This window comes from Providencia sp. AGC89, from assembly GCF_053543535.1.
Window position 1 is genome coordinate 61,029 of sequence record NZ_JBIXLP010000004.1, and the last position, 26,110, is coordinate 87,138.

Below are 26,110 nucleotides of genomic sequence, written 5' to 3' on the forward strand. Positions count from 1 at the left end.
AGCCCTAACCCTGCTATTTGACAACAATGAAATTCCCTTTGTGCCAAATACCAATACTTGTTTTTTTATTATTTACATTGACTAATTGAAGTTTCACTGCCAAGTTTGGCATCAAGTAATAACGCTCTCGACATATACCTTCAATTCCAAAAGTTATTTTTTCTGTTAAGCAAGGGCCTGATGCAACAACACGGAAAGAAGTATTTCCTAAATTAGCAACTTGGTATTTTTCATATTGATATCGAAAGTTTTCCACCCTAGGAGCGACAACAAGTATCGTGCTTATCGTCGCTGATGTTGTTGCAGAGGCTGATTTTGAACTTTTCGTTATTCCGCTTTCACTTATTGGGTCATCTTTCCAATTTAATCGGTAGTAACGTTCTTGATCATCTTTAGGACCATTATAAATAATTTTAAATATGTCTCTTGCTTTGCCCGGAAGAATAATATTCGCTGGTGTTGACAATATCTCATTAGGGTCATTAACGGGAATAACTTTTCCATTCTCTAAAGGAGAATCTATTTTTTCAATGCTTAAATTTACCAACCTTGCTGCATCGACCGTATTTTCAATTTCCTTTGACAAGGTGTTTTCTTCAGAAGAAATAATTTCTGTTATATTCCCAACATTAACAGCCAAACTATTTTCCAGTGGAATAATTGATAATAAAATGAGCGCAAGAATTGTTTTTTTCATAATAAAACTCAAATAAAAGACGATAAAGATACTATTTCCTTATATTATCTTTATCGTAATAAAGGATTTGTTATTTAATTAGTGAAATAACTTATGGTGTAACAAAAGTTCCTTCCCAATTTGCAGTAAATTGAACTTTTACATCACCATCCCAAACGCCATCAGCAAGATCTTTAAATTCAGCTGCCGCACCTGCAGATTCTGCACTTGCAATAACGAACGTAAATTCGCCACGGTCTGTTGCGCGGTCAGAACCATTATAAACACCATCAGCAGCTAAATTATCTAAACCAGACGTTAAACCACCAGCAACATCAATTAAAGTTGTCTCCGTTGCCGTATCTAAGTCAGTTCCATTCCATTTAACACCCACTTTTAATGTGGAGTTATCAGTAGTTCTTGATAATGTATTAGCAATCACTTTTGAGGTTAATTTAAAATCTGTAGCACCTGACTGCCCTTGAATAGCAACATCAAATGCCCCATTTTGCTGATTAAAACTTTGTTGGCCTTCGGCATAATTAAATGTCAGGCTTTTTAACGGAGTAACAACTAACATACTTGTTGTATCTTTAATTGCGGTTGCTTGCCATGTTGCGGTCGCTTGTGCAGTGCGCGTATCCGCATTCGCAACAGTAGCAAAAGAAGCAGCAATAATCCCAGATAATAGTACAGACGATATTCTTTTATTAAACATTGTTATTCTCTCTAATTAAAATTAAATACATACCAAATAAAAATTACATAGTATAAAAAACACTTTTAGTTGTGTTTTTTATAAAATATAATCTTGACCACTAAAAATGTAATTAAAAAATATTTTTATTATTATTTTTTATTTAAAAAATTATCCATTAAGTAATTACTTAACAAGTAATTTTTTTTATTAGATTCTTCCTTAGCCATTTTTATATCAAAGTCATGTTCATTTTGAACAAACATTATTAGTTCAACCCAATTTTTATCGAGTATATTCAAAAGTTGACTTAGTTGATCTATGGTCAAAGATGTTTTTCCAGTTTCATAGCGTGAAATTTGTTGCTGGCTGACATGCATTAACTTTGCTAGTTGCTTTCCCGTTAGATTTTTTTCTTTTCTGGACTTTCGTAAAAAAACCCCCGCATAATAACTTAAGTTATTTACTTCCATAAGCATTTCCAAAATTTTCCCGATGACAAAATTCAAGTAAAATCATTCAATAAATGATAATCATTAATATATTTATATTTAATAGAATAAATTATTTGATAATAATTTTCTGACTATTAATTTATGCTTAATAATATAAATTGATTAAAAAACGTGTAAAAATGTTTAAACCTATCAATGCTAGAAAATCAATAGATTAACTCTATTTAGGTGTTTTTTATGAACTACATTTCAGTTTTATCACTAGATAAAACACGTAGTCAGAGTAGAAAAATGATAAGTAACTATGTGATAAGTAAATTATTTTTTGATGTGAAAATATTGTTTTTTATATTGGTAAAATAAGTTACGAAAATTATTTTAATTAAAACATAATATATTTAATAGACATTTAAATTAATACTATTTTTCATTTTGTTACAATTTGGCATGTAATGTATAAATAGATTATTACAATAACACATAATATGAGTATTAAGGATTAATCTCTACGAAGAGATCATTATTTAGCGTTAAGATCGAGTACGATATATTTATTGATGTAAATCAAAAATGTATTCAATTAATTTTGCTCTTTTGAAGAATTAAAAAAATAAAATAATAACTAGAATAACAATCGTAACCGAAACAATTCATCAATGATATAAAAAGTACACACCCTCAATTCGTCAAATACAGCGTAAAAATCGACCTAGTTTAGCCCATTAAATTAATAACCAAATAAAATAGTTTCAGTAAAAAATTGATTAACCTACCACAAAATAGGTAACCATTTGCTAAAAAACAGCTCTTATTAATAAACTGATTGTTATCTACTTAGTCATTTAGCCTTTCAATGATACAGCGCAGTTGATAGTGACAGCTCTCCATCCGATTGAACAAAGGTCTAAAATTAAACTTTTTTAGTCTAATATACAGATGGTTAAGCAACTGATAATGAAATAAAACTATTTTGACAAGATGAGATGATGAGACAAAAAAAAGCCCCGAGTTAAAAACTCAGGGCTTTAATATTTGGCGGAACGGACGGGACTCGAACCCGCGACCCCCTGCGTGACAGGCAGGTATTCTAACCAACTGAACTACCGCTCCGGATGTTCCCTTCTGGGAACGCCAAGCATATTACGAATACTTTGCAGCCCCGTCAATACTTTTTCTTGGGAAATCGCGCAGTTGAGCAGTTTTTAGCCTTAAATAGCACACTTAATTTGCATGCCATCATTTGTACCAATACATTCTATATATCAATGTAAATTTTCAGCCTCATCAGAAGACTGCCGCCAAAGACAAGGTTTTCCCCCTTTCTTATCGACAATGTCTAATCGCGCTTCGTGGGCAATGACCTCTTCATCGGAAGCATAGAGTACTTTCAAGCCTGTTGTCGGTCGTTCAATTCTTTGTATTTCATTGGGTTGCTCATTATCGGCGGACTCAGACTCCATCGAAAATGACAACGATGTTTGCCCACCCGTCATTGCTAAATAGACGTCAGATAAAATCTCCGCATCGAGCAATGCCCCGTGTAAAGTACGCTTAGTGTTATCAATTAGATAACGATCGCACAATGCATCTAAGTTGTTTCTCTTTCCGGGGAAAAGGCGACGAGCTAAAACCAAGCTGTCCGTGATCGTACAAAAGTCAGCCGTTGGTGGAATACCTTTATTGAGCTTACGAAATTCATGATCCATAAACCCGATATCGAAGGGGGCATTATGAATGACTAATTCAGCGCCACGAATAAATTCAATAAATTCATCCGCAATATCTGCAAAAACGGGCTTATCTTGCAAAAACTCATCGCTGATCCCATGCACTTCAAATGCTTCAGGGTCCACTAAGCGATCGGGTTTAATATACACATGAAAATTACGCCCTGTGAGTCGGCGGTTAATCACTTCAACTGCACCAATCTCAATTATATTGTGCCCTTCATAATGAACACCGAGTTTATTCATACCGGTTGTTTCAGTATCAAGAACAATTTGTCTGGTTATCACCGTGCTCATAATGTTTTTTTGTGTCAAACTAGAAAGGAACGAATAATATAGAGTGTAACAGAAATGACAAAGCAGGTAGAAATTTTCACGGACGGTTCCTGTTTGGGTAACCCTGGCCCGGGGGGATATGGTGTTGTTCTACGTTATCAACAGCATGAAAAAACGTTGAGTGATGGGTATTTTTTAACCACAAATAACCGGATGGAACTACTTGCGGCTATTGTCGCCCTAGAATCACTGAAACGGCCTTGTGATATCATATTAACCACTGACAGCCAGTACGTCCGCCAAGGGATCACCCAATGGATCCACGGTTGGAAACGCAGACAATGGCGTAAAGCGGATAAGTCTCCCGTTGTCAATGTAGACTTATGGAAGCGCCTCGATGAAGCTATCCAACGTCACACTATCGACTGGCGCTGGGTTAAAGGGCACGCAGGTCACCCAGAAAACGAAAAATGCGATGAGCTTGCTCGCGCGGCGGCGTCATCTCCAACCAAAGAAGATACCGGCTACCAACCTGCACAAGATTAACGATTATGGTTAACTTTAGTGCGTTCACTCAGCTCTTTTGCCGCACCTAAAGCCGTGCCTATTTTAACTTTCGGCTGCTTAAATTTTAACGGCGTTGGCGTGAGCGGATAAGTCCGTTTTCGCGCCACAATAACACTTAGTACCCCTATACCACCGCCATGTTTATTAATCCGTCTGTGTGAATTCATCCAAGGGATAACATGACAATTACGATGATATAAAACTTCATAGTTTAATAAACTTAGCCAATCAAATACCCTTAAAGCAGGAAAAAACCGGCTACAATAAGGTTGCCGTTTACGTAGAACAGGTACTAACTTTGCTAACCCTGCTAAGCTAAAGGGGTTAAACCCTGAAATAACTAGCCACCCATCATCAATTAATACACGGTCGACCTCCCTTAGAAGCCAATGTGGGTCGCTATCATAGGCTAAACAATGAGCCATTAAGCATGCATCAATTGATTTCTCAGTAAAGGGCAACGCCCCCGGTTGAGCAATAAGATTAAACCGCGGGTCATTATTCCCAACATTGAACTGATGAGAAATTAGGCACTCTTGGGTCTGGATTTCAGTACTTAAATGGCCTAACTTAAGGAGATGAAAACCAAATATCTTTGGCCACCAAGGCCTTAATTGGTTTTCTATAGACTGCCGGTATTGCTCTCCAAAAGGAATATCACACCAACTAACGGGCATTTGGAGCTTTTTATCAATACGTGCAGGCTTCATGAAATTCCCCTATTAACAAGTATCGAGGTCGTTATGGAGTTAATTCGAGTCCCAGCTTTAAATGATAACTACATTTGGGTTTTAGCTGATAACCAGCAGTGTATCATTGTTGACCCTGCGGAGGCAGAGCCTGTGCTCGAAATAATTACCGCACAACATTTAACGCCAGTCGCTATCCTCTTAACTCACCACCATAATGACCATACCGGTGGTGTAAAAGGCATTTTAAACAAATTTACATCGCTACCTGTTTTTGGACCTAAAGAAACTGAAAATAAAGGTGCAACAGAATTAGTCGAAGAAGGTGATACTGTCATTATTAACCAATTTAAATTCCAAGTAATTGCTTTATCTGGGCATACCCTTGGGCATATTGGTTTTTACCAAGCGCCTTATTTGTTTTGCGGTGATACTTTATTTTCAGCTGGTTGTGGGCGTATTTTTGAAGGTACACCAGAACAAATGTGGCAATCTATTCAAAAAATTGCAGCGCTCCCAGACGAAACATTAATATGCTGCGCCCATGAATATACCTTGTCGAACCTTAAATTTGCTCACCATATCTGGCCTGAAAATGAAGCGATTACACAATATTTACAAAAAATAACGCAAATGCGTGACAAACATCAAGCAACAGTTCCTACCCTATTGAAAGATGAGAAGAAAATAAATATTTTCTTGCAATGCGACAATCAACAATTACAAAAAAAACTCGAAATTAATATGCAAAATCCCCCTTTGAGAGCAGTTTTTACCCTTTTACGTCAATTAAAAGATCAATTTTAAAGTTTAATGATTGTCATCATGGGGTGGGATAAGTATTATTGTTCGACTTTTAAACATTGCAACGAAGAACAATAGAATAAAATGAAGAAAATCGCGACACTTATCGCCATTGTTCTGCTGGCAGGATGCCAAACCGCCCCAAAAAATGTTAAGCAGAACAAACCTTCAGCCAATCACACAATTGAAACTGTTGCCTCTCACAACCAAGCAGCAAGTAGACAACTTCCAAAGGTAGATTATGACCTTTGGGGTTACATCAGTGATGAGCTAAAAATGGATATACCTGATAACCCACAAATCAGGGAAATGGCTAACAGTTACCTAAACAAACAACGTTTTGTCTACGATGTGGCATTAAGAGCAGAGCCCTATATGTACCTCATCGTAGACGAAATTAACGAACGTAACTTGCCGATGGAATTAGCATTAATTCCGATTATTGAAAGTTCTTTCAACCCTAAAGCAACTTCACCAGCAAAAGCCGCAGGCCTGTGGCAAATCGTTCCAATTACAGCGCGTTCTTATGGGCTAAAACAAACCCAATGGGTTGATGAACGTAGAGATGTTGTTTCATCAACTAAAGCTGCATTTGATTTACTTGAAAACCTAAATATCATGTTTGGCCATGATTGGGAGCTCACGTTAGCTGCGTATAATTGTGGTGAAGGTTGTGTGCTAAATGCTATTAAAAAGAATGAGGCTGCTGGGTTGCCGACTGATTTCTGGTCCCTTTCTTTGCCAAAAGAAACTAAACAATACGTACCCAAAATTCTAGCTCTCAGCCAAGTGCTGAAAACACCAGAAAAGTACCAAGTTAACCTGCCAACCAGTAATAAAAATAGGGCGTTAACTCAAATTGATGTAGGCCAGCAAATTACACTATCCCAAGCCGCTGAGCTAGCAGGGCTTACTGTAGAATCAGTGAAAACCTATAATTCAGGCTATACTCGAGGCATCACATCGCCAACAGGCCCACATTATATTATGTTACCAACAGCAAAAGCGGAGCAATTTAAAACATCGTTATCTGATCAAGACGTTTTAGAAACCATCCGCCTTGCCGCAATACAAAATCAACAAATTAAAACGGCACAACCGACGGCAATTTCAACAGCTCGCCAAAACCGAGCAAAAATTACGACTTATAAAGTACGTAAAGGGGAATCAGTCGCCAGTATTGCTAAAAAGTTTAATACCACAGCCAAAAATATTCAGAAGCTAAATGGGTTAAAAACGGCGAGTGTGATAATGCCAGGGCAAACATTAAAAGTTTCTAGTCCAATATCGGCAGCAAACAATCGTAAAACGAAAACCTATAAAGTCAGAAAAGGCGATTCCTATTATAGTATTGCAAAACGCCATGGTATCAAGCTCAATGATTTAATGACTTGGAACTCAGGCGTAAAAATGGCTGATTTAAAACCAGGGGTAACCTTAAACCTTTACCTCTAAGTTACCTCCATGAAAAACCTCCCCAATTTTGGTCGAGGTTTTTTCTTATTTAATTATCTTATTTCATTGGTAAAATTAAACTATTTAAATACTCTGAATGGAGTAATACTTTTTATAACATCTTTTGTGTAAACATTTCATATTAGCCGTACTAAAATAACCAAATGGTTAAACGTAATTTAAACATTTTATAAAATTGAGTTTAAGTCGAGCATTTATAGCTCTATTTTAGTCACTTACTAATAAAAATGAAAAAAGTAGTTGATTGGTGGTGACTTATGTAATAATAATGCTATTATTATATCGTGGCTAAACTAGTCCAAGCTGCCAGTCCGTGTTCGAATGTCACTTATGTATAATATTAATAATCTTCGAAAACTTAACGAACTAGCAATAACTTTATATTTTTCAATATATTACTGCTTTATATATGTATATTGAACATAGGTGCTTTTAATTAGTTAACGTGACATTATTATTGATATAACAATACACATAGCAAAAGTCAGATTCGCCCGCGGAGGTGATTATGGATGAATACTCACCCAAAAGACATGATATAGCAGAACTAAAATACTTATGTAACAGTCTCAATAGAGACGCTATCTTAAGTTTGCAAAAAACCAACACACATTGGATTAACGATCTAAGCTCTGCACAAAGTGCAGCTCTAAATGAACTCATTGAACATATCGCAGCTTTTGTCTGGCGATTTAAGATCAAATATCCAAAAGAAAATCTCGTTATATCATTAATTGAAGAGTACCTCGATGAGACTTATGACTTATTTGGTAGCCCAGTCATCACATTAAGTGAAATTATAGATTGGGAAACTATGAATCAAAATCTAGTTTCAGTGCTGGATGATGACCTAAAATGTCTGACCAGCAAAACATAAAATCATTATTTATCTTTAATCAAACAATAACATCGTATGTTACTAAGTTATATTCCATATAAAGAAAGGGCGTTATGACCAAATCTGATTATCTGATGCGTTTGAGAAAATGCACAACAATTGAAACACTTGAGCGTGTCATTGAAAAAAACAAGTATGAACTATCTGATGATGAACTAGAGTTATTCTACTCAGCGGCAGATCATCGTCTTGCTGAACTCACTATGAATAAGCTCTACGATAAAATTCCACCTTCTGTATGGAAGTTTGTTAGATAATACTGTATTAACACGCGCAGATAGTGAATGGTTATAGCCGGTAAATCCACTTATCGGCTGAACTTAATACAATTTTATTTTTAGCACTAATATAGTGCTAGTAGGTTTTTTATTTCTAATTTCCCTGCCTTCTGTTTTTTATCACCATTATAATTAACAATTAATGCGATATTTTTAACTTTATTCTATTTTAATATTAGATATTATTTTAAAGAATAAAAATAAACTTCATATTTATAAATACAATTAAATACAGAACACAAAACTAGCCAATTAATTTGATATAAAAATAAGGGGATTTTTTCTAGTTTAGATGAAAGCAGTGGGATAAATTGGGTGGGAGCCCTGCCAGCGACATCCCGGCACACACGACCCCTGCTATGGCTGCTTCCTTCCGGACCTGACCAAGTTAACAAGTTAGCGTTGCGGGAGAACCAACAGAGCCCCCATTGATTGCTTCTTTCAAAGCAGGGGCATTATGCTTGATAGTCACTAAAATAGCAAGAAAGCCACAGCCAAGTGCTGGTTTATTACACAAGAACCAACATAAGAGATAGAATACTGAAAATTAGCTGCCATCAAATTAGTTCGCTGGTACCATCAGCAACTCTACATCTTTAGTTATACCATTATTGATAACTTCAGCATCAGAATCAGCAATGTATAATAGCTTCCCGTCAGCTTTAATCGTCGCATTGACGGTCAGGGTACCCTCTTGTCTAACTTCATTTTTGAGATAAGTTAGCTCAAATGGAATTGTCGGTCGATTATTCAATGAATTGTAATATTTCTGCGATAATATCAATGCAGGCAGATCTACAACAGATGTATCTGCAAGAGTTACCGTGACAATCGCACTTTCTGGTAAAACAGAATCTTGCAAAATCACCACTCGCCCTTCAATTTTCCCTGAATCAACCGTTTGGTTATTGTGGCTACTTTTAGCATTAAGTGTTTTTGCGCTTGGCTTTGTGCTATTCCCTTCACAGCCAATCAACGTCAAAACGACCAATAAGCTAACTATATGGCGAAAGAAACTCATAGATATTACCTGTAAGCCTATGTTTTATTTAAAACATTTATGGTAGAGAAATAAACACATCATTTTTAGATATGGGAATAGGGTGAAGTATAACCAATATAAATAAAATAATAAATTAATATTTCAAAATGTAACATTAAGTGAATTAAAATTTTCTACGCACAATCATCCTACCTATTTAAAGTAAATAATGGGAAAATACCAATATCTAATTATGTCCAAGTGAACCGAAGATAACTATGAGCCCAGAATTAAAGAACTTAATTAGCCTAATTGAGCTTGAAAAGATTGAAGAAGGTATTTTTCGAGGACAAAGTGAAGACCTTGGTTTACCACAAGTTTTTGGCGGACAAGTTGTCGGACAAGCTATGTATGCTGCGAAGCAAACCATACCAGAAGATAGAGCTATTAACTCTTTCCATAGCTATTTTCTACGCCCTGGTGATAGCTCGCGCCCTATTATCTACGATGTTGAGATACTGCGTGATGGTGGAAGCTTCAGCGCCCGACGTGTCAGTGCTATCCAAAATGGAAAACCAATCTTCTTTATGACTGCCTCATTCCAGTCTGAGGAAACAGGCTATAATCATCAAAACCTAATGCCAGACGTTCCACCACCAGAAAAATTAATTTCTCAAGACGATATTATACAGCGCTTAGCGGATCAACTCCCCGAATCAGTTAAGAAATACGCCCTTCGCCCAACGCCTTTTGAGTTCCGTCCAGTGGAATTTTATAGCCCATTTGATGCACCACCTCAGGAGCCATTTCGCTATATTTGGTTTAAAGCCAAAGGGCAATTGCCCGACTTACCCTCTCTACATAGCTATTTACTTGGCTATGCTTCTGACTATAACTTTTTACCTGCCGCTTTACAGCCACACGGTCGAGGGTTTATGGAACGCGACTTACAAGTAGCGACTATCGACCACTCAATGTGGTTTCATCGCCCATTTAAGATTGATGATTGGTTGTTATATGCCGTAGAAAGCCCTTCGGCATCAGGTGGGAGAGGTTTTGTAAAAGGCCAAATCTATAGTCCCCAAGGGGAGCTAGTCGCAACAGCGGTTCAAGAAGGTGTGATACGTCACAGGCAACCTCGTTAATCCGCAGTAAAAAAGTAAGTGAATACTTACAGACTAAAAAAGAAAAGGTAATGGCAGCAAACAATAAACTGCCATTATCAATTCGAATAGAACACAGTATTTATCCTGTTTTCAGCATTATCATATCGTGCCGTACTTGTTTAATTGTAAGCACTTTCACCATGAGAAGTTATATCTAAACCTTCCCTTTCTTTCTCTACTGTAATTCTTAGACCGAATGTTTTAGCTGCTATCTTAAAAGCAATAAAGGCAACAATCGCAGTCCAAACCACACAGACTAAAATGCTAACAGCTTGAATACCAACTTGTTTCATCATAGTAATTCCTTCTGCATAACCACTTCCGCCTAATGTGCTGGCAGTAAATACCCCTGTCAACAAGCACCCTAAGATACCGCAGACCCCATGAACACCAAAAACATCACAAACATCATCTACTTTTAACCAACGTTTAAGAATGACCACGCCCCATAAGCCGGCGATCCCAGAAAGCAAACCGATGATTAGCGCCCCACCAACCCCGACAGTTCCTGCGGCAGGAGTCACACCAACCAACCCCGCTAAGCAACCAGAGCAAGCACCTAACAATGAGGGCTTATCCCTAAAAATCCACTCGGCAAATGTCCAAGACAGGATTGCTCCAGCCGCTGCCGCAATCGTATTGATAAATGCCAGAGCAGCAATACCATCTGCACTTCCCGCCGACCCTGCATTGAAGCCAAACCACCCAACAAATAAAATAGATGTCCCCATAAATACCATCGGTAAGTTATGAGGTTTAATTGCTTCCTTTCCTAATCCTGTTCGATGCCCAAGTAAGTAAGCACCAACTAAACCTGCAACAGCGGCATTAATGTGTACAACAGTGCCCCCTGCAAAATCAAGCGCACCATCTTGAGAAAGAATACCGCCTCCCCAGACCATGTGAGCCATAGGTAAGTAAGCAAATGTAGTCCAAATAACGGTAAAAATGAGAATGGCAGAAAATTTAATGCGTTCTCCTAATGCGCCAACAACTAATGCAACAGTTAAACATGCAAATGCACCTTGAAACGCCACATGCACAAACTGGGGAATTGAACCGGATAAACTTTCTACTGAAATGTTTTTAAGTAACACTTGGTTAAAACCACCAAAAAAAGCATTTCCTTCACTAAAAGCCAAACTATAACCATAAACAATCCAAATAACAGATACCAATGCAAAGATCACCGTTGTTTGCGCCATTAAAGAAAGCACATTTTTACTTCTTAATAACCCACCATAAAACAGTGCAATACCCGGTACAATCATAAAAATAACCAATGCAGTAGCTATCATCATAAAAGCATTATCGGCTTTATCGACTTCTTTTGGCGAAGCAAACACACTCATTGGAAAACCCATTAATACCCATATATATACGACTAGGAACCATTTACGCATCGTCATTCTCCTACAGTGCTTCATCTTGTTTTTCACCCGTACGGATCCGTACAGCTTGCTCTAGAGGCAAAACAAATATTTTTCCGTCCCCTACCTGTCCGGTACAAGCAACACCCTCAATGGTCTCAATGACCTGCTCTAACTGTTCATCTAACACCGCTATTTCCATTCGTACTTTGGGCAAAAAATCAACAGTATATTCAGCTCCTCTATATAACTCTGCGTGCCCTTTTTGCCGCCCAAACCCCCTAACTTCAGTAATGGTAAGCCCTTGAATACCAACATCAGATAGCGCTTCTCGAACCTCATCTAATTTAAATGGCTTAATAATTGCGATGATGTATTTCATATTTACTCCTATAAGTCATACCAATAACCCACTCAATTTAGCGAGCAGTACTGACGTCAGAGCAAAACTTATGCCAAAATGTTTTTTTGCTTAAAAATCAAAAAGAAAAGACAAAATAAAAAACCACTCGGCTGAGTGGTTTTAAGGTGTGCATTATAATGGTGCAGAATAATTAACTGGTTACAACTTCCTTTTCAGCATCACTGAGGGCATTCAACGACTCCCCAACTTGTTGTAACTGGTACATTTGATAATAACGCCCTTTTTGTTGTAAAAGTTGTAGATGTTGACCTTGCTCAACAATTGCACCACGATGTAACACAACAACTTGGTCGGCATCAACTATCGTTGATAAACGATGGGCAATCACCACCAGTGTTGTATGTTGACGGATCACTCGAAGCGCTTTTTGTATCGCTTGCTCTGTCCCTGAATCTATATTTGCAGTTGCTTCATCTAGGATTAAAATTTTCGGGGTCACCACCAGCACCCTAGCCATCGCTAATAACTGCCTTTGACCTACAGATAAGGTATTTCCTTGTTCACCTAATACTGTGTCTAACCCCTCAGGTAAAGTGCGAACTAACTCTGCAAGTTGAACAATTTCAAGAACATCCCAGACTTTCTCTTGATTAATATCACGCCCAAGCGCCACATTGTCAAAAAATGAAGCTGCAAGTACGACAGGGTCTTGCTGTACCATCGCAATACCATTTCTTAATACATGGTGAGACAATGAATTTAAATCTCGCCCATCTAATAGGATCTCACCTTTTTGCCATGGGTAATAACCCATAATTAAATTAGCAATAGTACTTTTACCACTTCCTGTGTGACCAACTAAAGCTATAAAATTATTATCAGGTACGTGTAAGTTGATATCTTGCAACACTATTTTGTCATTACGATAGGCAAAAGATAGGTGGTTAATGGTAATTGAGCCACCTTGCAATGGGACAAGGCTTTCGCCATAACCCTGTTGTGGGCTATCCATTAATTCAAAAACTCGCTCACCTGATACAACCGCTTGCTGTAGCATGGATTGTTGAGAGGTTAATTCAATTAATGGTTCGTTTAATCGCCCCAAATAATTAATAAATGCATATAAAACACCAACACCAATCGTCGTTGTTCCTTCAAACCCAAACAGTAGTAACAACCCACACAATACTGATGCAGAAAATAAACTCAGTAATGGTCTTAGTAACAAACCATCTAATTTTAAAGCTTTCATCCGTGCAAAATAGTGGTCTTGGTTGACCTCTTGCATTTTTGCCCCGAACCTTGCTTGCTGTAGAAACTGCTGAATAACGGTCATTCCATTAATCACTTCATTAAAACCGTTGTTAATATCAGCAAGGTAAGACCTAACACGACGTACTATCGGTGTGCTCAACCTCTGATAAACAATCATCACCACAAATACAGCAGGGAAAATCATCACAGCAATAGATGCCATTCTCCATTCTAATGAAAACATCGCAACTAACATGGCACAAATCAGTGCTAAACTGCGAAAAACCGTTGGCACGACCATGACAAACAGGTCTTTAATCACCTCGGTATCATTAGTCACTCGTGAAATTAGCTGGCCAACAGGCTGTTTATCAAATGCACTTAGTGGCTGTCGCAAGGCAGCATTCATCACATCAGTTCGTAATGTTTGCACAACCCCCACTGATGCTTTGTTAAATAAAATAATCTGATAATAATGTAATAACGCAGCAATAACTTGAAGCAATATAAAGCCAATAGCCATATATAACGTCAATGGCATAATGATTTGCTTTTTCGCGACCATATTATCAATAAAATAACTGATCAATAGCGGCCCACTGACTTCTGCAATCGCGGCTAACCATAGCATAGCAATGGCAATTCCCATTGTACCCCGGTATGCTTTGCCATAAGATAATAAGCGCTTCAATGCTGGCCAAAGTGGTTTTTTCTGGCTCATAAATCACCATCCAAAGCAGCTTCAATTTGTTGATAATGATACATATCTTTATACCAACCAGTCTGGCTAATTAACGCCTCATGCCTACCTTGAATAACCATAGCTCCTTGGGATAACACTATAATATTGTCGGCTTCAACCAATGCAGATAAGCGATGAGCACTAATAATTAAGGTTCGCCCTTGTCGCCAGCGGCTTAAATTTTGCAAAATAGTAAACTCTGTTTGCCCATCTACTGCTGAAAGCGCATCATCCAATATAAGTATTTCTGCATTTTGTAAGATAGCCCGTGCTATTGAGATCCGTTGCTTTTGCCCTCCAGAAAGCATCACTCCACGCTCACCGACTTGGGTTAAGTACCCCTCAGGCAGACGTAAAATATCATCATGTACACAAGCAATCCGAGCCGCCTGCTCTATTTCTTCTTGGCTAGCTTCTGGTCTTCCTAGAGCAATATTCCCTGCGACAGTTTCTGAAAATAAAAATGGAGATTGGTTTACTACCGATAGCCTTGCGCGCCATTCATCTAGTAATACTTCAGACAAGGGCTGCCCTTGATAACAAATAGCCCCTTCAGTGATATCAAACTGACGTTGTAATAATGCCAGCAATGTTGATTTCCCCGCCCCCGTTGGCCCACAGATACCTAAAAACTGCCCTGGTTGCAGGTTAAATTGAATATCATGTAATGCGACTCGCGTTGTTTCTGGGTAACTAAACCTTATTATGTTCACATCCAACGGCCCTTTTTCAGGCTGTAATGAATGGGAACCATCTTGAATAACGAGAGGCTCATTTAATAAACTTAAGATACGGCTGTAAGCCGCACTTCCTCGTTCGACAATGTTAAACATCCAAGCAAGGGCTAACATTGGCCAAATCATCAACCCTAAATACATCACGAAACTAGTTAACTCACCTAAAGTCAAAGTGCCATTTAGCACCATCCAACTTCCGCCACCAATAGCGAGCAAATTTGCCATGCCTATCGCTAAAAAAATTGTTGGATCAAAACGAGCATCGACTTTCGCAACATGCATATTACGACGCCCCGCTTCCGTTGCCACTTGTTCAAATTGATTCGACTGATGATCTTCAAGGCCAAACGCTTTGATCATACGAATACTGGTTAAGCTCTCTTGTGCGTGATTGTTCAAAGATGAAAACGCACCTTGAGCGTGCTTGAAACGATGATGGAGCTGATCGCCGTAACGCTTAATAACCATTGCCATGATCGGCATCGGAATAAGCGCAAGCAATGTGAGCTGCCAACTAATTTCAACGCTCATCATGATTAATACTGCACACCCCATAACCAATGAGTCTACTAGCGTTAAAACACCCTCTCCAGCAGCAAATACCACACGATCCACATCATTTGTTGTACGAGCGATTAGATCCCCAGTTCGATATTTAAGATAAAACTGTTGATTTTGTAAGCTTAATTGTCGATAAAATTTTTGGCGCAATTGAACTGCCAGCTTATAAGATGCCCCAAATAGCCATAGTCGCCAAACGTACCTCAGGCCATAAACAACCAATGCAATAAGCAGCATTAATAAGATATATGTCACCAACTGTTTTTTAGGCATAGTATCTTTACTTACGCCATCAACCACGACACCCACGATGCGCGGCGGAACCAGTTGTAGAATTGCAATAATAATTAAAAAGCAAACTGCGCCAAAATAGCGCTTCCATTCGCTCAAAAAATACCAACTTAGTTGTGAAAATAATCGCACGTATTACTGCCTTGGATAATGTTAATTTATTTATACATAACTGAAACGCTCGTGTCGTTTACCAACAAAATTGCGCTAATCGGGGATTGGCAGCACCGTAGTATATTTAATTTTTTCCATCGCAAAGCTGGACGTTACATCAATTAAGCCATGTACCCCATTAACCAGTTTTTTGTAAAACAAATCGTAGGATTTCATATCGTGAACTTCTACCTGCATAAGATAGTCATATTCACCAGCCATGCGATAAAACATTAGCACTTCAGGAAGTTGACTCACGAAAGACACAAACTGTTCATACCATTCACTATTATGGTGCTGTGTTTTAATTGTTACGATGACAGTTAAACCTAACCCAAGTTTCTCACCATCTAATAACGTTACTCTACCCCGAATATAACCATCATCTTCGAGTCGTTTTAGTCTTTTCCAGCATGGTGTAGAGGTTAAATTGACAGCTTCTGCCAGGGTATTTAAAGATAGACTACTGTCATTTTGTAATAAAAAAAGCAGTTTTTTGTCTATTTTATCTAACATAATTGCCCTCATGGCTTAGGTGGAAATGCTCTTTTATCTTTCTATTATTTGAATTACCAATATTAAGCAAAATCTCATCATTTAAAAACAATAAAAATGTTACCAATTGACATTATTATAGAAGAATTTTACCCAGATAACCAAATAAGAGTACAAATAGCACGCTAATCAATGGAAATTTATAAAAATAGAACTGTTAATTAAATTACAGTGTCGCTAACATGAAAGCAGAGAATTAATACTCTTTTTAAGCAACGTGATATCACCAAGGAGTCCCTATGAAACGTGCAGTGGTGGTCTTTAGCGGAGGGCAAGACTCAACAACCTGCCTCATTCAGGCCTTACAAAACTATGACGAAGTGCATTGTGTTACCTTTGATTACGGGCAGCGTCATCGCTTTGAAATCGAAGTTGCACAAAAGTTAAGTGTATCACTTGGTGCCAATGCTCATAAGGTTTTAGATGTGACCTTACTCAATGAGTTAGCGATCAGTAGTTTAACTCGGGATAATATCCCTGTGCCTGATTTTACAGAAAGCGAATCGAGCAGTCTGCCAAGTACTTTTGTACCCGGTCGTAATATTTTATTTCTCACATTAGCGGCAATATATGCTTACCAAGTACAAGCTGAAGCCGTCATTACTGGTGTTTGTGAAACTGACTTTTCCGGTTACCCTGATTGCCGAGATGAGTTTGTCAAAGCCCTTAACCACGCGGTTGACCTTGGGCTCGCTAAAAATATACGTTTTGAAACCCCATTAATGTGGCTGAATAAAGCCCAAACATGGGCTCTTGCCGACAGTTATGGCCACCTTGAGACCATTAGGAAGCAAACACTCACTTGCTATAATGGGATTCAAGGTGACGGATGTGGTGAATGTGCTGCATGCCACCTACGAAGCAAAGGCTTACATGAATATTTAGATGACAAAGAAGCTGTCATGCTCTCTCTAAAACAGCAGCAACAAAAAACAAACTAAACCGAACAGAGATACGCCTGCCTAACCACTTTTTAGGTAGGCTAGTTCTGAATGAAATCATCAGTCCCTGATTTGAACGATGCTAGTTTTTCACGTAACTCATCATCTATAACAATGGCTTTATTAGTTATATTATCGATAAAAACAAACGTAACATAAGCGTCAGATACCACTTCTGCTCCCCCCGCGTTATTACGGATAATTTGCTGATAGCACACCGCACTCTTAGAGCCTATTTTATCCATACGCGTTACAACAGTAAGCTCATCACCTAACAGTACTCCTTGGATATAATTTACGTTAATATTCACCGCAGCCATAGTTAGATTATTTTTTATCGCCCAATTAATGAAATTACGCTTATTCATCCATTCCCAACGGTCTGCTTCGTAAAATTCCAAATAACGTGCATTATTAACATGTTGGAAAACATCAATATGGTAACCATGGATCTTGACATGTGTTGTCATTCTAACTACTCCGACCAGTTTAATTTTAGATAACATAAAAATAACAAATGTACGGAAAATATGCTGAATGAATACCAGAAATAAGATCTAGCTCCCAAATTATTTACAATAAATTAATATTACAGCTCAATTACCCACCATTAAAATGGTATCCCCATACAATTGAATGAACCACAATGTATGGGGAATATTCAACTACAGTACAATTTTATCTTTATTTTTCTCTAAAAATGCGGGCCCTATCCCCTGAACTTCTAGAATATTTTCAATTGAATTAAAAGCCCCATACTTTTGCCTATATTCAACAATTGCTTTCGCTTTTTGCTTGCCGATGCCACTCAGCTTTTGTGCTAGCTCATCTACACTTGCTGAATTAATATTGACTTTGTCTGATTGCTCTGAAGATATGAGTTGTGAGTTTTCATTTGACGCTTTTTTTTGCACAAGTGCTGTTGTGGTTTTTTCCGCTTCAATCTTTTTCGCTAAAGAAAAAGAAGTAAAAGCCCCTAATAGAGAAAGAAGAAGTACGGTATTAGCCCCATGTTTCATCACTGTATTCCATAACATAATGATTCTCCTGTGTGTGTTGAGGAGTAACAATGACAAAGAAAAACAATGAAATCTTTCAGAGGGTTATTTAAATGCGAAAGGCCACCCAAAGGTGACCTTTCATTTATAATGTTGCAAATTAAATTGCGAAGCTTCTCGCAATTATTCCATATTCAACACTTCAATTTTTGCATTTTCACGTAAGTTAAGCATCAGAGCTTCGTTAACCGCAGAGCTCATCGCCCCTTGGTATTCACGTGACAGCTGTTTTAACTCATCTTCCGTTGGTTGGCCTAAAGTGACTTTATCTAACTGAATAATCACATAATTATCAGATTCATCACGTGCAATGGCATAGTTTGGTTTACCTTCAGCCGGTTCAGCCATTTCCATTGATGCATTGATAATCGCAGTCTGTGGCATCAAACGTGAAACTGTTTGAACATCCGTAAATTTAATGCCTGCTGCATTCAGAGCTTCTTCGCCTTTACCTGCTTTCAGCTCAGCCAGTAGTTTCTCACTCGTTGCTTTAAGTTCTGCTTCTGCTTTTTGACGTTTAACTAAAGCTTCTATTTCAGGCTTAACAGTGTCAAAAGGTTCAATGTTTTCAGGCTTATACTCTGTAACACGTACAACAAATGCACGGTCACCTTCTACGTTAATAACGTCTGAGTTAATACCTTTAGAACCATTTTTATCAACTAAGCGATCACTAAATACCTCGTTAATCACTTTCGGGAAGTTAAGTGCCGCCGGAGGATTATTGCGGTCAAACCAATCCGTTGTGATTGATTTCAAACCTGAAACAGATTCAACTGAAACTAATGATTCCATATCATTTGTTGCTGCTTCACTAACCTTTTGTTGTAAGTCATAGAACTGTTTGATGTTTTTATCTTGCAGTAAACTGTTTTTGATACTTTCTTTAACTTGTTCAAAAGGCTTAGTTAATTCTGGCTTAATATCATCTAAGCGGAAAATAATATAGTTATTTTGTGACTTGATTGGGGCAGAAAGTTGGCCTTTCTCAGTTAATTTTGCATCAGCAATCTCACTTGGTGTTGATGATGCTTCCATCCAACCAATAAGACCTTTTTGTTTAGCGCTGAATATATCCGTCGACTTTTCAGCTACAATGGCAGCAAAATCAGCCCCTGCTTTTAGTTCATTTAGGATATCATTTGCTTCTTTTTCTGAAGCTACTTGGATCATACTATATTGTTTTTGCTCAGCCTGAGTATAGTTTTTCAGGTTTTGCTCATAATATGCTTTCACATCTTCATCAGATACTGTTGCTGCTGGCATAGATGCCGCATCCATTTCAACATAGCTTACTTTCACTTTTTCAGGTGAAATAAAGCTATCTTGGTTAGCATCGTAATAAGCTTTTAATTCATCGTCTGAAACGGTTTGTTTACCTTGAACATCAGCTAAAGGTAACGTTGCCGTACGAATTTCACGTTCTTGCATATACAGTTGTGCATATGCTTTAACCTCAGATGGCAAAGCAAAATCTGTACCGGTAAAGGTTTTACCTAACTGTGCGCGTGTAAGGTCTTGGCGAATTTGTGCTGCAAAGCTATCTGCATTGATATTGTAACGCTGTAAAATCTCACGGTACTTTTCGCTATCAAATCGACCATCTGTTTGGAAAATTTGCATTGAGAATATAGATTGCTCAATTTGCTGATCGCTTGCTGACAGGTTTAGTTCATTAGCATATTGATTAATCAATTCATTGTTAATCAAGTTATCAAGTGCTTGGCGGCGCAGCAAATTCATGCTTTCTTCGTTACTAGCCACTTCTGAGAATTTATCTCCCAGATATTCTTGCAATGACTGACGTTCCTGCTGAAAGGCCTGCTGCAACTGTTCCCTGCTAATTGGCTGACCGTTAACTTCGGCTGCATTATTTGCACTATTGCCTCCGATGCCGCCCATCATAACGCCACCTAACACAAATGAAAGGATTATCAGCGCTAGTATTATTTTGAGCAAAGGACTATTTGCCTTTGTGCGTAAATTTTCCATCATAAAAAGGCTTAACTCCGCTTTGTTGAATTCAATTTCCTGATAATACGCTAATCTTAACTCAGAAAGAAAAAAAAGCGCACCATTTACATGGTGCGCTTATATATTAGCTGATTAAAGACATTCCGTCAGTTTGAGTTTTCGCAAAAATGCAAGAAAGACAAACTTAAATACCTAATTAGCTATTAACAGCGTCTTTAAGACCCTTGCCTGGACGGAAAGCTGGAACTTTCGCCGCAGCGATTTTAATTTCTTTACCCGTTTGAGGGTTACGGCCTGTACGTGCTGCACGCTCACGAACAGAAAAAGTACCAAAGCCAACTAGAGCAACATCGTCCCCTTTACTAAGAGAGCCCGTTACAGTAGCGACGAACGCGTCAACAACACGACCTGCTGCAGCTTTAGAAATATTCGCATCAGAAGCGATTTGATCAATCAGTTGAGCTTTATTCACTCTTATCATCCCCATATTAGTTGGACTATAAATCTCTTAATTAACTCTAACGGTTATTAGTATAGTTAATTAATGATGCAGTCGTTATATCAATCCTGATTACCAATGGCAAGAGAACAGATTACATACAAACAATTATCAGAATCATCGCTAAAGTAGCTATGAAAAAAAAGGCTGACAAGCCCTAAATTAGCTATCAGCCTTAATTTTATACAAACTTCTTGATTCAGCTCACTCTTTTAGCTTTATTTTTTACAACTTCAGCCCCAAATGGAGGGTTAACTAAAGCCAAAGAAAGCACTTCTTCAATAGTTTTTACTGGATGAATTTCCAGATCAGCGATCACATTTTGAGGAATTTCTTCTAAATCACGTTCGTTTTCTTTAGGGATTAATACGGTTTTAATCCCTCCACGGTGTGCCGCCAATAGTTTCTCTTTTAAGCCACCGATTGGGAAAACTAACCCTCTTAATGTAATTTCCCCTGTCATAGCCACGTCTGCTCTAACAGGATTACCCGTTAAGCAAGATACCAATGCCGTTGACATGGCAATCCCCGCACTTGGACCATCTTTCGGTGTCGCGCCTTCAGGAACATGGACATGAATATCGCGTTTTTCATAAAAATCGCTATTAATACCCAATTTTTCTGCACGAGCTCTAACTACGGTTAATGCCGTTTGGATAGATTCTTGCATCACTTCACCTAAAGAACCGGTATAAGTTAACTTACCTTTACCTGGAACACAGGCGGTCTCAATGGTAAGTAAGTCACCACCAACCTCAGTCCAAGCAAGACCAGTAACTTGCCCTACACGGTTTTCAGTATCTGCTTGGCCATAATCAAAGCGACGAACGCCCAGATAGTCTTTCAGGTTGTCTGCATTAATTTCAATATGCTTAAGCTTTTTATCCATTAATAAAGCTTTAACTGCCTTACGGCACAGTTTTGAAATTTCACGCTCTAAACCACGTACACCAGCTTCGCGAGTATAGTAACGAATGATGCTCATTAGGGCGCTATCATCAATAGTAAGCTCACCCTTTTTCAAAGCATTACGTTCTATTTGCTTAGACAATAGATGTTTTTTCGCTATGTTCAGTTTTTCATCTTCTGTATAACCAGAAAGACGAATAACTTCCATACGGTCTAATAATGGCGCCGGAATATTCATCGAGTTAGACGTCGCAACAAACATAACATCGGACAGATCATAATCGACTTCTAAATAGTGATCATTAAATGCAATATTTTGTTCTGGATCAAGGACCTCTAACAATGCAGAAGCAGGGTCGCCACGCATGTCAGATGACATCTTGTCAATTTCATCCAATAGGAATAGCGGGTTTTTCACCCCAACTTTAGCCATTTTTTGGATAAGTTTGCCCGGCATAGAACCAATATAAGTACGGCGGTGACCACGAATTTCTGCTTCATCACGTACCCCACCTAAAGCCATACGAGTGTACTGACGGCCTGTTGCCTTCGCAATGGATTGGCCCAATGACGTTTTACCAACGCCCGGAGGCCCAACTAAGCAAAGAATTGGCCCTTTAATTTTGCTAACACGGCTCTGTACTGCCAGATATTCTAAAATCCGATCTTTCACGCGCTCTAAGCCGTAGTGATCGGTATCTAGCACTTCTTGCGCTTTAACTAAATCTTTTTTAACTTTACTACGCTTATTCCATGGTACTTGTACCATCCAATCAATATAGCTACGAACAACTGTAGCTTCTGCAGACATCGGAGACATCATTTTCAGCTTCTGCAACTCAGCTTCGGCTTTTTCTTGTGCCTCTTTTGGCATTTTCGCTTCTTCAATCTTACGTTTTAGCGATTCATACTCGTCTGGCGCATCGTCCATTTCACCAAGCTCTTTCTGAATAGCTTTCATTTGCTCATTCAGATAGTACTCACGCTGGCTTTTTTCCATCTGTTTTTTAACGCGATTGCGGATACGTTTTTCTACTTGCAGCAATTCAGTTTCTGATTCCATCATTGCCATCAAGAATTCAACGCGTTCAGCAATATTTGCCATTTCCAAAACACGCTGCTTATCAGCTAATTTCAATGGCATGTGAGACGCAATGGTATCCGCTAGTTTATCTAGCTGATCTTGCTCTATCGCATGCAATGCCGTTAGTACTTCAGGTGGTATTTTCTTATTTAGTTTTATGTAGCTTTCAAACTGACTAACAATAGTACGATATAAAACTTCGTTTTCTTTTTCATCAAGTACACTTGATGACTGAGAGCCCGCGGTTGTTTCGTCATAAACTACGTTTTCAGCTTGTGTATCTTGTTCTGGGGCTAAATATTCCGCTTGTGCTAAGAAATATTCGCCATTATCAGTCAAGCTCGTAATACGTGCGCGTTTTAGCCCTTCAACGAGGACTTTAACGGTGCCATCAGGTAGTTTCAGCATCTGAATAACGGATGCAACAGTACCTACAGCAAATAAATCATTCACCCCTGGCTCATCAGTCGAGGCTTCTTTTTGCGCAACCAGCATCACTTGCTTGTCATGATCCATCGCTGCTTCCAGACTGTGAATGGATTTTTCACGTCCAACAAACAGTGGGATCACCATATGTGGGTATACCACTACATCACGCAGAGGCAATACTGGTATTTCAATGCGTTCGGAACGCTCAGGATTCATAAAGCTCTCTCTTCGTTTAGCTCACGCTAGTTTAAGGGTTTCTGTTTCTTATTCTAAAATTACTTTCTAAAACAAGGAAACCACACCTCAGAATATAAACTATATGGGGACAAGATTTTAGCATTCAATAGCTAGTTGAACATAAAAAACAAAATGAGGGAAACCCCTCATTTTGTTTGATTAATTATTGAACGTTTATTAAGGATTAGTTATCGCCAGAAGCTTGAGCCTCAGGTTTACTGTAAATCAACAAAGGTTCAGACTGTTCGTTAATTACATTTTCATCGACAACAACTTTCTCAACATCACTCATTGAAGGAAGGTCATACATAGTATTCAGCAATGCCGCTTCAACAATAGAACGTAAACCACGTGCACCCGTTTTACGTGCCATTGCTTTTTTCGCAATTGCCTTTAATGCTTCTTCACGAAACTCGAGTTCAGTCCCTTCAAGGCTAAATAACGCTTGGTATTGCTTGGTTAAGGCATTTTTTGGTTCTTGCAGAATCTGAATTAATGCTTCTTCGCTTAGTTCTGTCAGCGTTGCAACAACTGGCAGACGGCCAATAAATTCAGGAATTAAGCCAAACTTAATTAAGTCTTCTGGCTCTGCTTGAGTCAGCAATTCACCTTCCGTTGCTTTCTCTGATTCACCTTTAACTTCCGCAGCAAAGCCAATACCAGAACGCGTGTTTAAACGTTGCCCAATGACTTTGTCTAAACCGGCAAATGCACCACCACAGATAAACAGGATTTTTGATGTATCAACTTGCAAAAACTCTTGTTGAGGGTGCTTACGACCACCTTGTGGTGGTACCGCCGCAACCGTCCCTTCAATAAGTTTCAGTAACGCTTGCTGCACACCTTCACCGGAAACATCACGAGTAATTGATGGATTATCTGATTTACGTGAAATTTTATCAATTTCATCTATATATACAATTCCACGCTGTGCTTTTTCAACATCATAGTCACATTTTTGCAAAAGCTTTTGAATGATGTTTTCAACGTCTTCACCAACATAACCAGCTTCAGTTAATGTTGTTGCATCAGCCATTGTAAACGGTACATCCAAGTAACGAGCTAATGTCTCAGCTAAGAGAGTTTTACCGCTACCTGTTGGCCCTATAAGCAAAATGTTACTTTTACCTAGTTCAACACCATCACTGGTTTTATCGCCATTACGTAGGCGCTTGTAGTGATTATATACCGCAACAGCTAAGACTTTTTTTGCCTTTTCTTGGCCAATAACATAGTCATCAAGATGTTGCCTAATTTCATGTGGAGTCGGCAATTCACTACGCTCGCGATGCGGTGCAAGTTCCTTGATCTCTTCACGGATGATGTCGAGACATAAATCTACACATTCATCACAAATATAGACTGACGGACCGGCAATCAGCTTACGAACTTCATGCTGACTTTTTCCGCAGAAAGAACAGTAAAGCAGTTTGCCTGTCCCCTCTTTGCGTTTCTCTGTCATCAGTTGACCTCACTTTTATCTATACCGCTTTGTTTTTCTTAATTAAAGCTAAAAACAAAGCCGCAATTTCTTAAAATAGTTTATGGTATAAACTAATTATACCAAAAGTTGACCCATTAACGGCTACTATAAATTTGGTCGACTAAACCATATTCTTTTGCTTCATTAGCCGATAAGAAACGGTCACGCTCCGTGTCACGGTTAATTTCTTCAATAGATTTCCCAGTATGTTGAGCCATTAGCTCATTCATACGTGCTTTCACTTTGAGGATTTCTTGAGCATGAATTTCAATATCTGTCGCTTGGCCTTGGTAGCCACCCAATGGTTGGTGGATCATGACTCGTGAGTTAGGTAAACAAAAACGTTTACCTTTCGTACCTGCTGTCAATAAGAAAGCCCCCATGGAACATGCTTGCCCCATACAAATAGTACTCACATCAGGCTTGATAAATTGCATTGTGTCATAAATTGACATTCCTGCTGTAATCACACCACCAGGTGAATTAATATACAGATGAATATCTTTTTCAGGGTTTTCTGCTTCAAGAAATAACATTTGAGCGACGATTAAGTTCGCCATATGGTCTTCCACTTGACCTGTCAGGAAGATAATCCGTTCTTTTAATAGACGTGAGTAAATATCATATGAGCGCTCACCACGGGAGGTTTGCTCTACGACCATTGGCACAAGTGCCATTTGGGATGCTAATTGTTCCTGACTGCCAAAATGTGACATCGAAATCTCCTATTAAAAACGTTCTGGTGCTTGCGCCTAATTTGCTTTCTGTCCGCTATATA

Annotated in this window: 25 protein-coding genes, 1 tRNA gene and 1 other RNA gene; 7 read left to right on the forward strand and 20 right to left on the reverse strand. The window is 38.5% G+C overall.

Annotated features, from left to right (window positions below):
- Positions 1 to 13: 13 nt before the first annotated feature.
- From ACIPUA_RS01450 to dnaQ, 5 genes are all read right to left on the reverse strand, one after another.
- Positions 14 to 697, reverse strand: a complete 684-nt coding sequence (locus tag ACIPUA_RS01450) for an EcpB family pilus assembly chaperone (protein ID WP_042846882.1) — start codon at positions 695 to 697, stop codon at positions 14 to 16.
- A 91-nt stretch (positions 698 to 788) separates the two neighbouring features.
- Positions 789 to 1,394, reverse strand: coding sequence for a common pilus major fimbrillin subunit EcpA (ecpA, locus tag ACIPUA_RS01455; RefSeq protein ID WP_042846883.1), 606 nt, complete (start codon positions 1,392 to 1,394; stop codon positions 789 to 791).
- Between the two features lie 131 nt (positions 1,395 to 1,525).
- Positions 1,526 to 1,846, reverse strand: coding sequence for a helix-turn-helix domain-containing protein (locus tag ACIPUA_RS01460; protein ID WP_042846884.1), 321 nt, complete (start codon positions 1,844 to 1,846; stop codon positions 1,526 to 1,528).
- A gap of 1,015 nt (positions 1,847 to 2,861) precedes the next feature.
- Positions 2,862 to 2,938, reverse strand: a tRNA-Asp gene (locus ACIPUA_RS01465).
- 152 nt (positions 2,939 to 3,090) lie between these two features.
- Positions 3,091 to 3,852: a DNA polymerase III subunit epsilon gene (gene dnaQ, locus ACIPUA_RS01470; RefSeq protein ID WP_449059217.1), complete on the reverse strand. Its 762-nt coding sequence runs from the start codon at positions 3,850 to 3,852 to the stop codon at positions 3,091 to 3,093.
- 54 nt (positions 3,853 to 3,906) lie between these two features.
- On the opposite strand from dnaQ, the gene rnhA reads away from it, so the two are divergent.
- The gene (rnhA, locus tag ACIPUA_RS01475) at positions 3,907 to 4,377 is read left to right on the forward strand and encodes a ribonuclease HI (protein WP_042846886.1); all 471 of its coding nucleotides are present in this window, start codon (positions 3,907 to 3,909) and stop codon (positions 4,375 to 4,377) included.
- On the opposite strand, the gene ACIPUA_RS01480 is transcribed toward rnhA, so the two are convergent.
- Positions 4,374 to 5,108 (reverse strand): class I SAM-dependent methyltransferase, encoded by a 735-nt coding sequence (locus tag ACIPUA_RS01480; protein WP_042846887.1) that lies wholly within the window; start codon positions 5,106 to 5,108, stop codon positions 4,374 to 4,376. The two genes, rnhA and ACIPUA_RS01480, sit on opposite strands and share 4 nt — an antisense overlap.
- Before the next feature lie 33 nt (positions 5,109 to 5,141).
- On the opposite strand from ACIPUA_RS01480, the gene gloB reads away from it, so the two are divergent.
- From gloB to ACIPUA_RS01500, 4 genes are all read left to right on the forward strand, one after another.
- A complete protein-coding gene (gloB, locus tag ACIPUA_RS01485; protein ID WP_042846888.1) occupies positions 5,142 to 5,894 on the forward strand; it encodes a hydroxyacylglutathione hydrolase in 753 nt (250 codons plus the stop codon).
- Between the two features lie 81 nt (positions 5,895 to 5,975).
- On the forward strand, positions 5,976 to 7,346 hold the full coding sequence (mltD, locus tag ACIPUA_RS01490) for a murein transglycosylase D (RefSeq protein ID WP_048608373.1): 1,371 nt from the start codon (positions 5,976 to 5,978) through the stop codon (positions 7,344 to 7,346).
- 529 nt (positions 7,347 to 7,875) lie between these two features.
- Complete coding sequence (gene tomB, locus ACIPUA_RS01495) at positions 7,876 to 8,244, forward strand: Hha toxicity modulator TomB (protein ID WP_042846890.1); 369 nt, start codon at positions 7,876 to 7,878, stop codon at positions 8,242 to 8,244.
- Positions 8,245 to 8,318: 74 nt separating this feature from the next.
- Positions 8,319 to 8,522, forward strand: coding sequence for an HHA domain-containing protein (locus ACIPUA_RS01500; RefSeq protein ID WP_042846891.1), 204 nt, complete (start codon positions 8,319 to 8,321; stop codon positions 8,520 to 8,522).
- A gap of 343 nt (positions 8,523 to 8,865) precedes the next feature.
- Here the strand turns inward: ACIPUA_RS01500 and ffs are convergent.
- Together ffs and ACIPUA_RS01510 are read right to left on the reverse strand one after the other, a co-directional pair.
- Positions 8,866 to 8,962, reverse strand: an RNA gene (gene ffs, locus ACIPUA_RS01505) — signal recognition particle sRNA small type.
- Between the two features lie 143 nt (positions 8,963 to 9,105).
- Positions 9,106 to 9,564 carry a YbaY family lipoprotein gene (locus ACIPUA_RS01510; RefSeq protein ID WP_042846892.1) on the reverse strand — a complete coding sequence of 153 codons (459 nt, stop codon included), beginning with the start codon at positions 9,562 to 9,564 and terminating at the stop codon, positions 9,106 to 9,108.
- A gap of 239 nt (positions 9,565 to 9,803) precedes the next feature.
- On the opposite strand from ACIPUA_RS01510, the gene tesB reads away from it, so the two are divergent.
- Positions 9,804 to 10,670, forward strand: a complete 867-nt coding sequence (gene tesB, locus ACIPUA_RS01515; RefSeq protein WP_042846893.1) for an acyl-CoA thioesterase II — start codon at positions 9,804 to 9,806, stop codon at positions 10,668 to 10,670.
- 140 nt (positions 10,671 to 10,810) lie between these two features.
- On the opposite strand, the gene amtB is transcribed toward tesB, so the two are convergent.
- The 5 genes from amtB to ACIPUA_RS01540 all read right to left on the reverse strand — a co-directional run bounded on the left by amtB (position 10,811) and on the right by ACIPUA_RS01540 (position 16,679).
- Complete coding sequence (gene amtB / locus ACIPUA_RS01520) at positions 10,811 to 12,118, reverse strand: ammonium transporter AmtB (RefSeq protein WP_306804624.1); 1,308 nt, start codon at positions 12,116 to 12,118, stop codon at positions 10,811 to 10,813.
- The gene (locus ACIPUA_RS01525) at positions 12,105 to 12,443 is read right to left on the reverse strand and encodes a P-II family nitrogen regulator (protein WP_042846895.1); all 339 of its coding nucleotides are present in this window, start codon (positions 12,441 to 12,443) and stop codon (positions 12,105 to 12,107) included. Before ACIPUA_RS01525 ends, amtB begins: the two co-directional genes overlap by 14 nt.
- Before the next feature lie 172 nt (positions 12,444 to 12,615).
- On the reverse strand, positions 12,616 to 14,400 hold the full coding sequence (locus ACIPUA_RS01530) for a SmdB family multidrug efflux ABC transporter permease/ATP-binding protein (protein ID WP_042846896.1): 1,785 nt from the start codon (positions 14,398 to 14,400) through the stop codon (positions 12,616 to 12,618).
- Entirely contained in the window at positions 14,397 to 16,142 is a 1,746-nt protein-coding gene (locus tag ACIPUA_RS01535; RefSeq protein ID WP_042846897.1) for a SmdA family multidrug ABC transporter permease/ATP-binding protein, read from the reverse strand. The genes ACIPUA_RS01530 and ACIPUA_RS01535 overlap by 4 nt, the downstream gene beginning before the upstream one ends.
- Before the next feature lie 75 nt (positions 16,143 to 16,217).
- Positions 16,218 to 16,679, reverse strand: coding sequence for an Lrp/AsnC family transcriptional regulator (locus ACIPUA_RS01540; RefSeq protein ID WP_042846899.1), 462 nt, complete (start codon positions 16,677 to 16,679; stop codon positions 16,218 to 16,220).
- A gap of 278 nt (positions 16,680 to 16,957) precedes the next feature.
- On the opposite strand from ACIPUA_RS01540, the gene queC reads away from it, so the two are divergent.
- On the forward strand, positions 16,958 to 17,659 hold the full coding sequence (gene queC, locus ACIPUA_RS01545; RefSeq protein WP_042846900.1) for a 7-cyano-7-deazaguanine synthase QueC: 702 nt from the start codon (positions 16,958 to 16,960) through the stop codon (positions 17,657 to 17,659).
- A 41-nt stretch (positions 17,660 to 17,700) separates the two neighbouring features.
- Here the strand turns inward: queC and ACIPUA_RS01550 are convergent, their stop codons facing one another.
- From ACIPUA_RS01550 to clpP, 7 genes are all read right to left on the reverse strand, one after another.
- Positions 17,701 to 18,129 carry an acyl-CoA thioesterase gene (locus ACIPUA_RS01550; protein ID WP_129466855.1) on the reverse strand — a complete coding sequence of 143 codons (429 nt, stop codon included), beginning with the start codon at positions 18,127 to 18,129 and terminating at the stop codon, positions 17,701 to 17,703.
- A 195-nt stretch (positions 18,130 to 18,324) separates the two neighbouring features.
- Positions 18,325 to 18,696 (reverse strand): ComEA family DNA-binding protein, encoded by a 372-nt coding sequence (locus ACIPUA_RS01555; protein ID WP_042846902.1) that lies wholly within the window; start codon positions 18,694 to 18,696, stop codon positions 18,325 to 18,327.
- 144 nt (positions 18,697 to 18,840) lie between these two features.
- Positions 18,841 to 20,712 carry a peptidylprolyl isomerase gene (gene ppiD / locus ACIPUA_RS01560; protein ID WP_042846904.1) on the reverse strand — a complete coding sequence of 624 codons (1,872 nt, stop codon included), beginning with the start codon at positions 20,710 to 20,712 and terminating at the stop codon, positions 18,841 to 18,843.
- A 175-nt stretch (positions 20,713 to 20,887) separates the two neighbouring features.
- Entirely contained in the window at positions 20,888 to 21,163 is a 276-nt protein-coding gene (gene hupB / locus ACIPUA_RS01565) for a nucleoid-associated protein HU-beta (RefSeq protein WP_004914513.1), read from the reverse strand.
- Positions 21,164 to 21,389: 226 nt separating this feature from the next.
- On the reverse strand, positions 21,390 to 23,828 hold the full coding sequence (gene lon / locus ACIPUA_RS01570; protein WP_042846905.1) for an endopeptidase La: 2,439 nt from the start codon (positions 23,826 to 23,828) through the stop codon (positions 21,390 to 21,392).
- A 205-nt stretch (positions 23,829 to 24,033) separates the two neighbouring features.
- On the reverse strand, positions 24,034 to 25,311 hold the full coding sequence (gene clpX, locus ACIPUA_RS01575) for an ATP-dependent protease ATP-binding subunit ClpX (protein ID WP_042846906.1): 1,278 nt from the start codon (positions 25,309 to 25,311) through the stop codon (positions 24,034 to 24,036).
- A 116-nt stretch (positions 25,312 to 25,427) separates the two neighbouring features.
- The gene (gene clpP, locus ACIPUA_RS01580) at positions 25,428 to 26,048 is read right to left on the reverse strand and encodes an ATP-dependent Clp endopeptidase proteolytic subunit ClpP (protein ID WP_042846907.1); all 621 of its coding nucleotides are present in this window, start codon (positions 26,046 to 26,048) and stop codon (positions 25,428 to 25,430) included.
- Between the last annotated feature and the right edge of the window lie 62 nt (positions 26,049 to 26,110).

What these genes read in the sequence shown, in the direction of transcription:
- ACIPUA_RS01450 (WP_042846882.1), bottom strand. Translation starts at nt 697, where the DNA reads ATGAAAAAAACAATTCTTGCGCTCATTTTATTATCAATTATTCCACTG.
- ecpA (WP_042846883.1), bottom strand. Translation starts at nt 1,394, where the DNA reads ATGTTTAATAAAAGAATATCGTCTGTACTATTATCTGGGATTATTGCT.
- ACIPUA_RS01460 (WP_042846884.1), bottom strand. Translation starts at nt 1,846, where the DNA reads ATGGAAGTAAATAACTTAAGTTATTATGCGGGGGTTTTTTTACGAAAG.
- dnaQ (WP_449059217.1), bottom strand. Translation starts at nt 3,852, where the DNA reads ATGAGCACGGTGATAACCAGACAAATTGTTCTTGATACTGAAACAACC.
- rnhA (WP_042846886.1), top strand. Translation starts at nt 3,907, where the DNA reads ATGACAAAGCAGGTAGAAATTTTCACGGACGGTTCCTGTTTGGGTAAC.
- ACIPUA_RS01480 (WP_042846887.1), bottom strand. Translation starts at nt 5,108, where the DNA reads ATGAAGCCTGCACGTATTGATAAAAAGCTCCAAATGCCCGTTAGTTGG.
- gloB (WP_042846888.1), top strand. Translation starts at nt 5,142, where the DNA reads ATGGAGTTAATTCGAGTCCCAGCTTTAAATGATAACTACATTTGGGTT.
- mltD (WP_048608373.1), top strand. Translation starts at nt 5,976, where the DNA reads ATGAAGAAAATCGCGACACTTATCGCCATTGTTCTGCTGGCAGGATGC.
- tomB (WP_042846890.1), top strand. Translation starts at nt 7,876, where the DNA reads ATGGATGAATACTCACCCAAAAGACATGATATAGCAGAACTAAAATAC.
- ACIPUA_RS01500 (WP_042846891.1), top strand. Translation starts at nt 8,319, where the DNA reads ATGACCAAATCTGATTATCTGATGCGTTTGAGAAAATGCACAACAATT.
- ACIPUA_RS01510 (WP_042846892.1), bottom strand. Translation starts at nt 9,564, where the DNA reads ATGAGTTTCTTTCGCCATATAGTTAGCTTATTGGTCGTTTTGACGTTG.
- tesB (WP_042846893.1), top strand. Translation starts at nt 9,804, where the DNA reads ATGAGCCCAGAATTAAAGAACTTAATTAGCCTAATTGAGCTTGAAAAG.
- amtB (WP_306804624.1), bottom strand. Translation starts at nt 12,118, where the DNA reads ATGAAGCACTGTAGGAGAATGACGATGCGTAAATGGTTCCTAGTCGTA.
- ACIPUA_RS01525 (WP_042846895.1), bottom strand. Translation starts at nt 12,443, where the DNA reads ATGAAATACATCATCGCAATTATTAAGCCATTTAAATTAGATGAGGTT.
- ACIPUA_RS01530 (WP_042846896.1), bottom strand. Translation starts at nt 14,400, where the DNA reads ATGAGCCAGAAAAAACCACTTTGGCCAGCATTGAAGCGCTTATTATCT.
- ACIPUA_RS01540 (WP_042846899.1), bottom strand. Translation starts at nt 16,679, where the DNA reads ATGTTAGATAAAATAGACAAAAAACTGCTTTTTTTATTACAAAATGAC.
- queC (WP_042846900.1), top strand. Translation starts at nt 16,958, where the DNA reads ATGAAACGTGCAGTGGTGGTCTTTAGCGGAGGGCAAGACTCAACAACC.
- ACIPUA_RS01550 (WP_129466855.1), bottom strand. Translation starts at nt 18,129, where the DNA reads ATGACAACACATGTCAAGATCCATGGTTACCATATTGATGTTTTCCAA.
- ACIPUA_RS01555 (WP_042846902.1), bottom strand. Translation starts at nt 18,696, where the DNA reads ATGTTATGGAATACAGTGATGAAACATGGGGCTAATACCGTACTTCTT.
- ppiD (WP_042846904.1), bottom strand. Translation starts at nt 20,712, where the DNA reads ATGATGGAAAATTTACGCACAAAGGCAAATAGTCCTTTGCTCAAAATA.
- lon (WP_042846905.1), bottom strand. Translation starts at nt 23,828, where the DNA reads ATGAATCCTGAGCGTTCCGAACGCATTGAAATACCAGTATTGCCTCTG.
- clpX (WP_042846906.1), bottom strand. Translation starts at nt 25,311, where the DNA reads ATGACAGAGAAACGCAAAGAGGGGACAGGCAAACTGCTTTACTGTTCT.
- clpP (WP_042846907.1), bottom strand. Translation starts at nt 26,048, where the DNA reads ATGTCACATTTTGGCAGTCAGGAACAATTAGCATCCCAAATGGCACTT.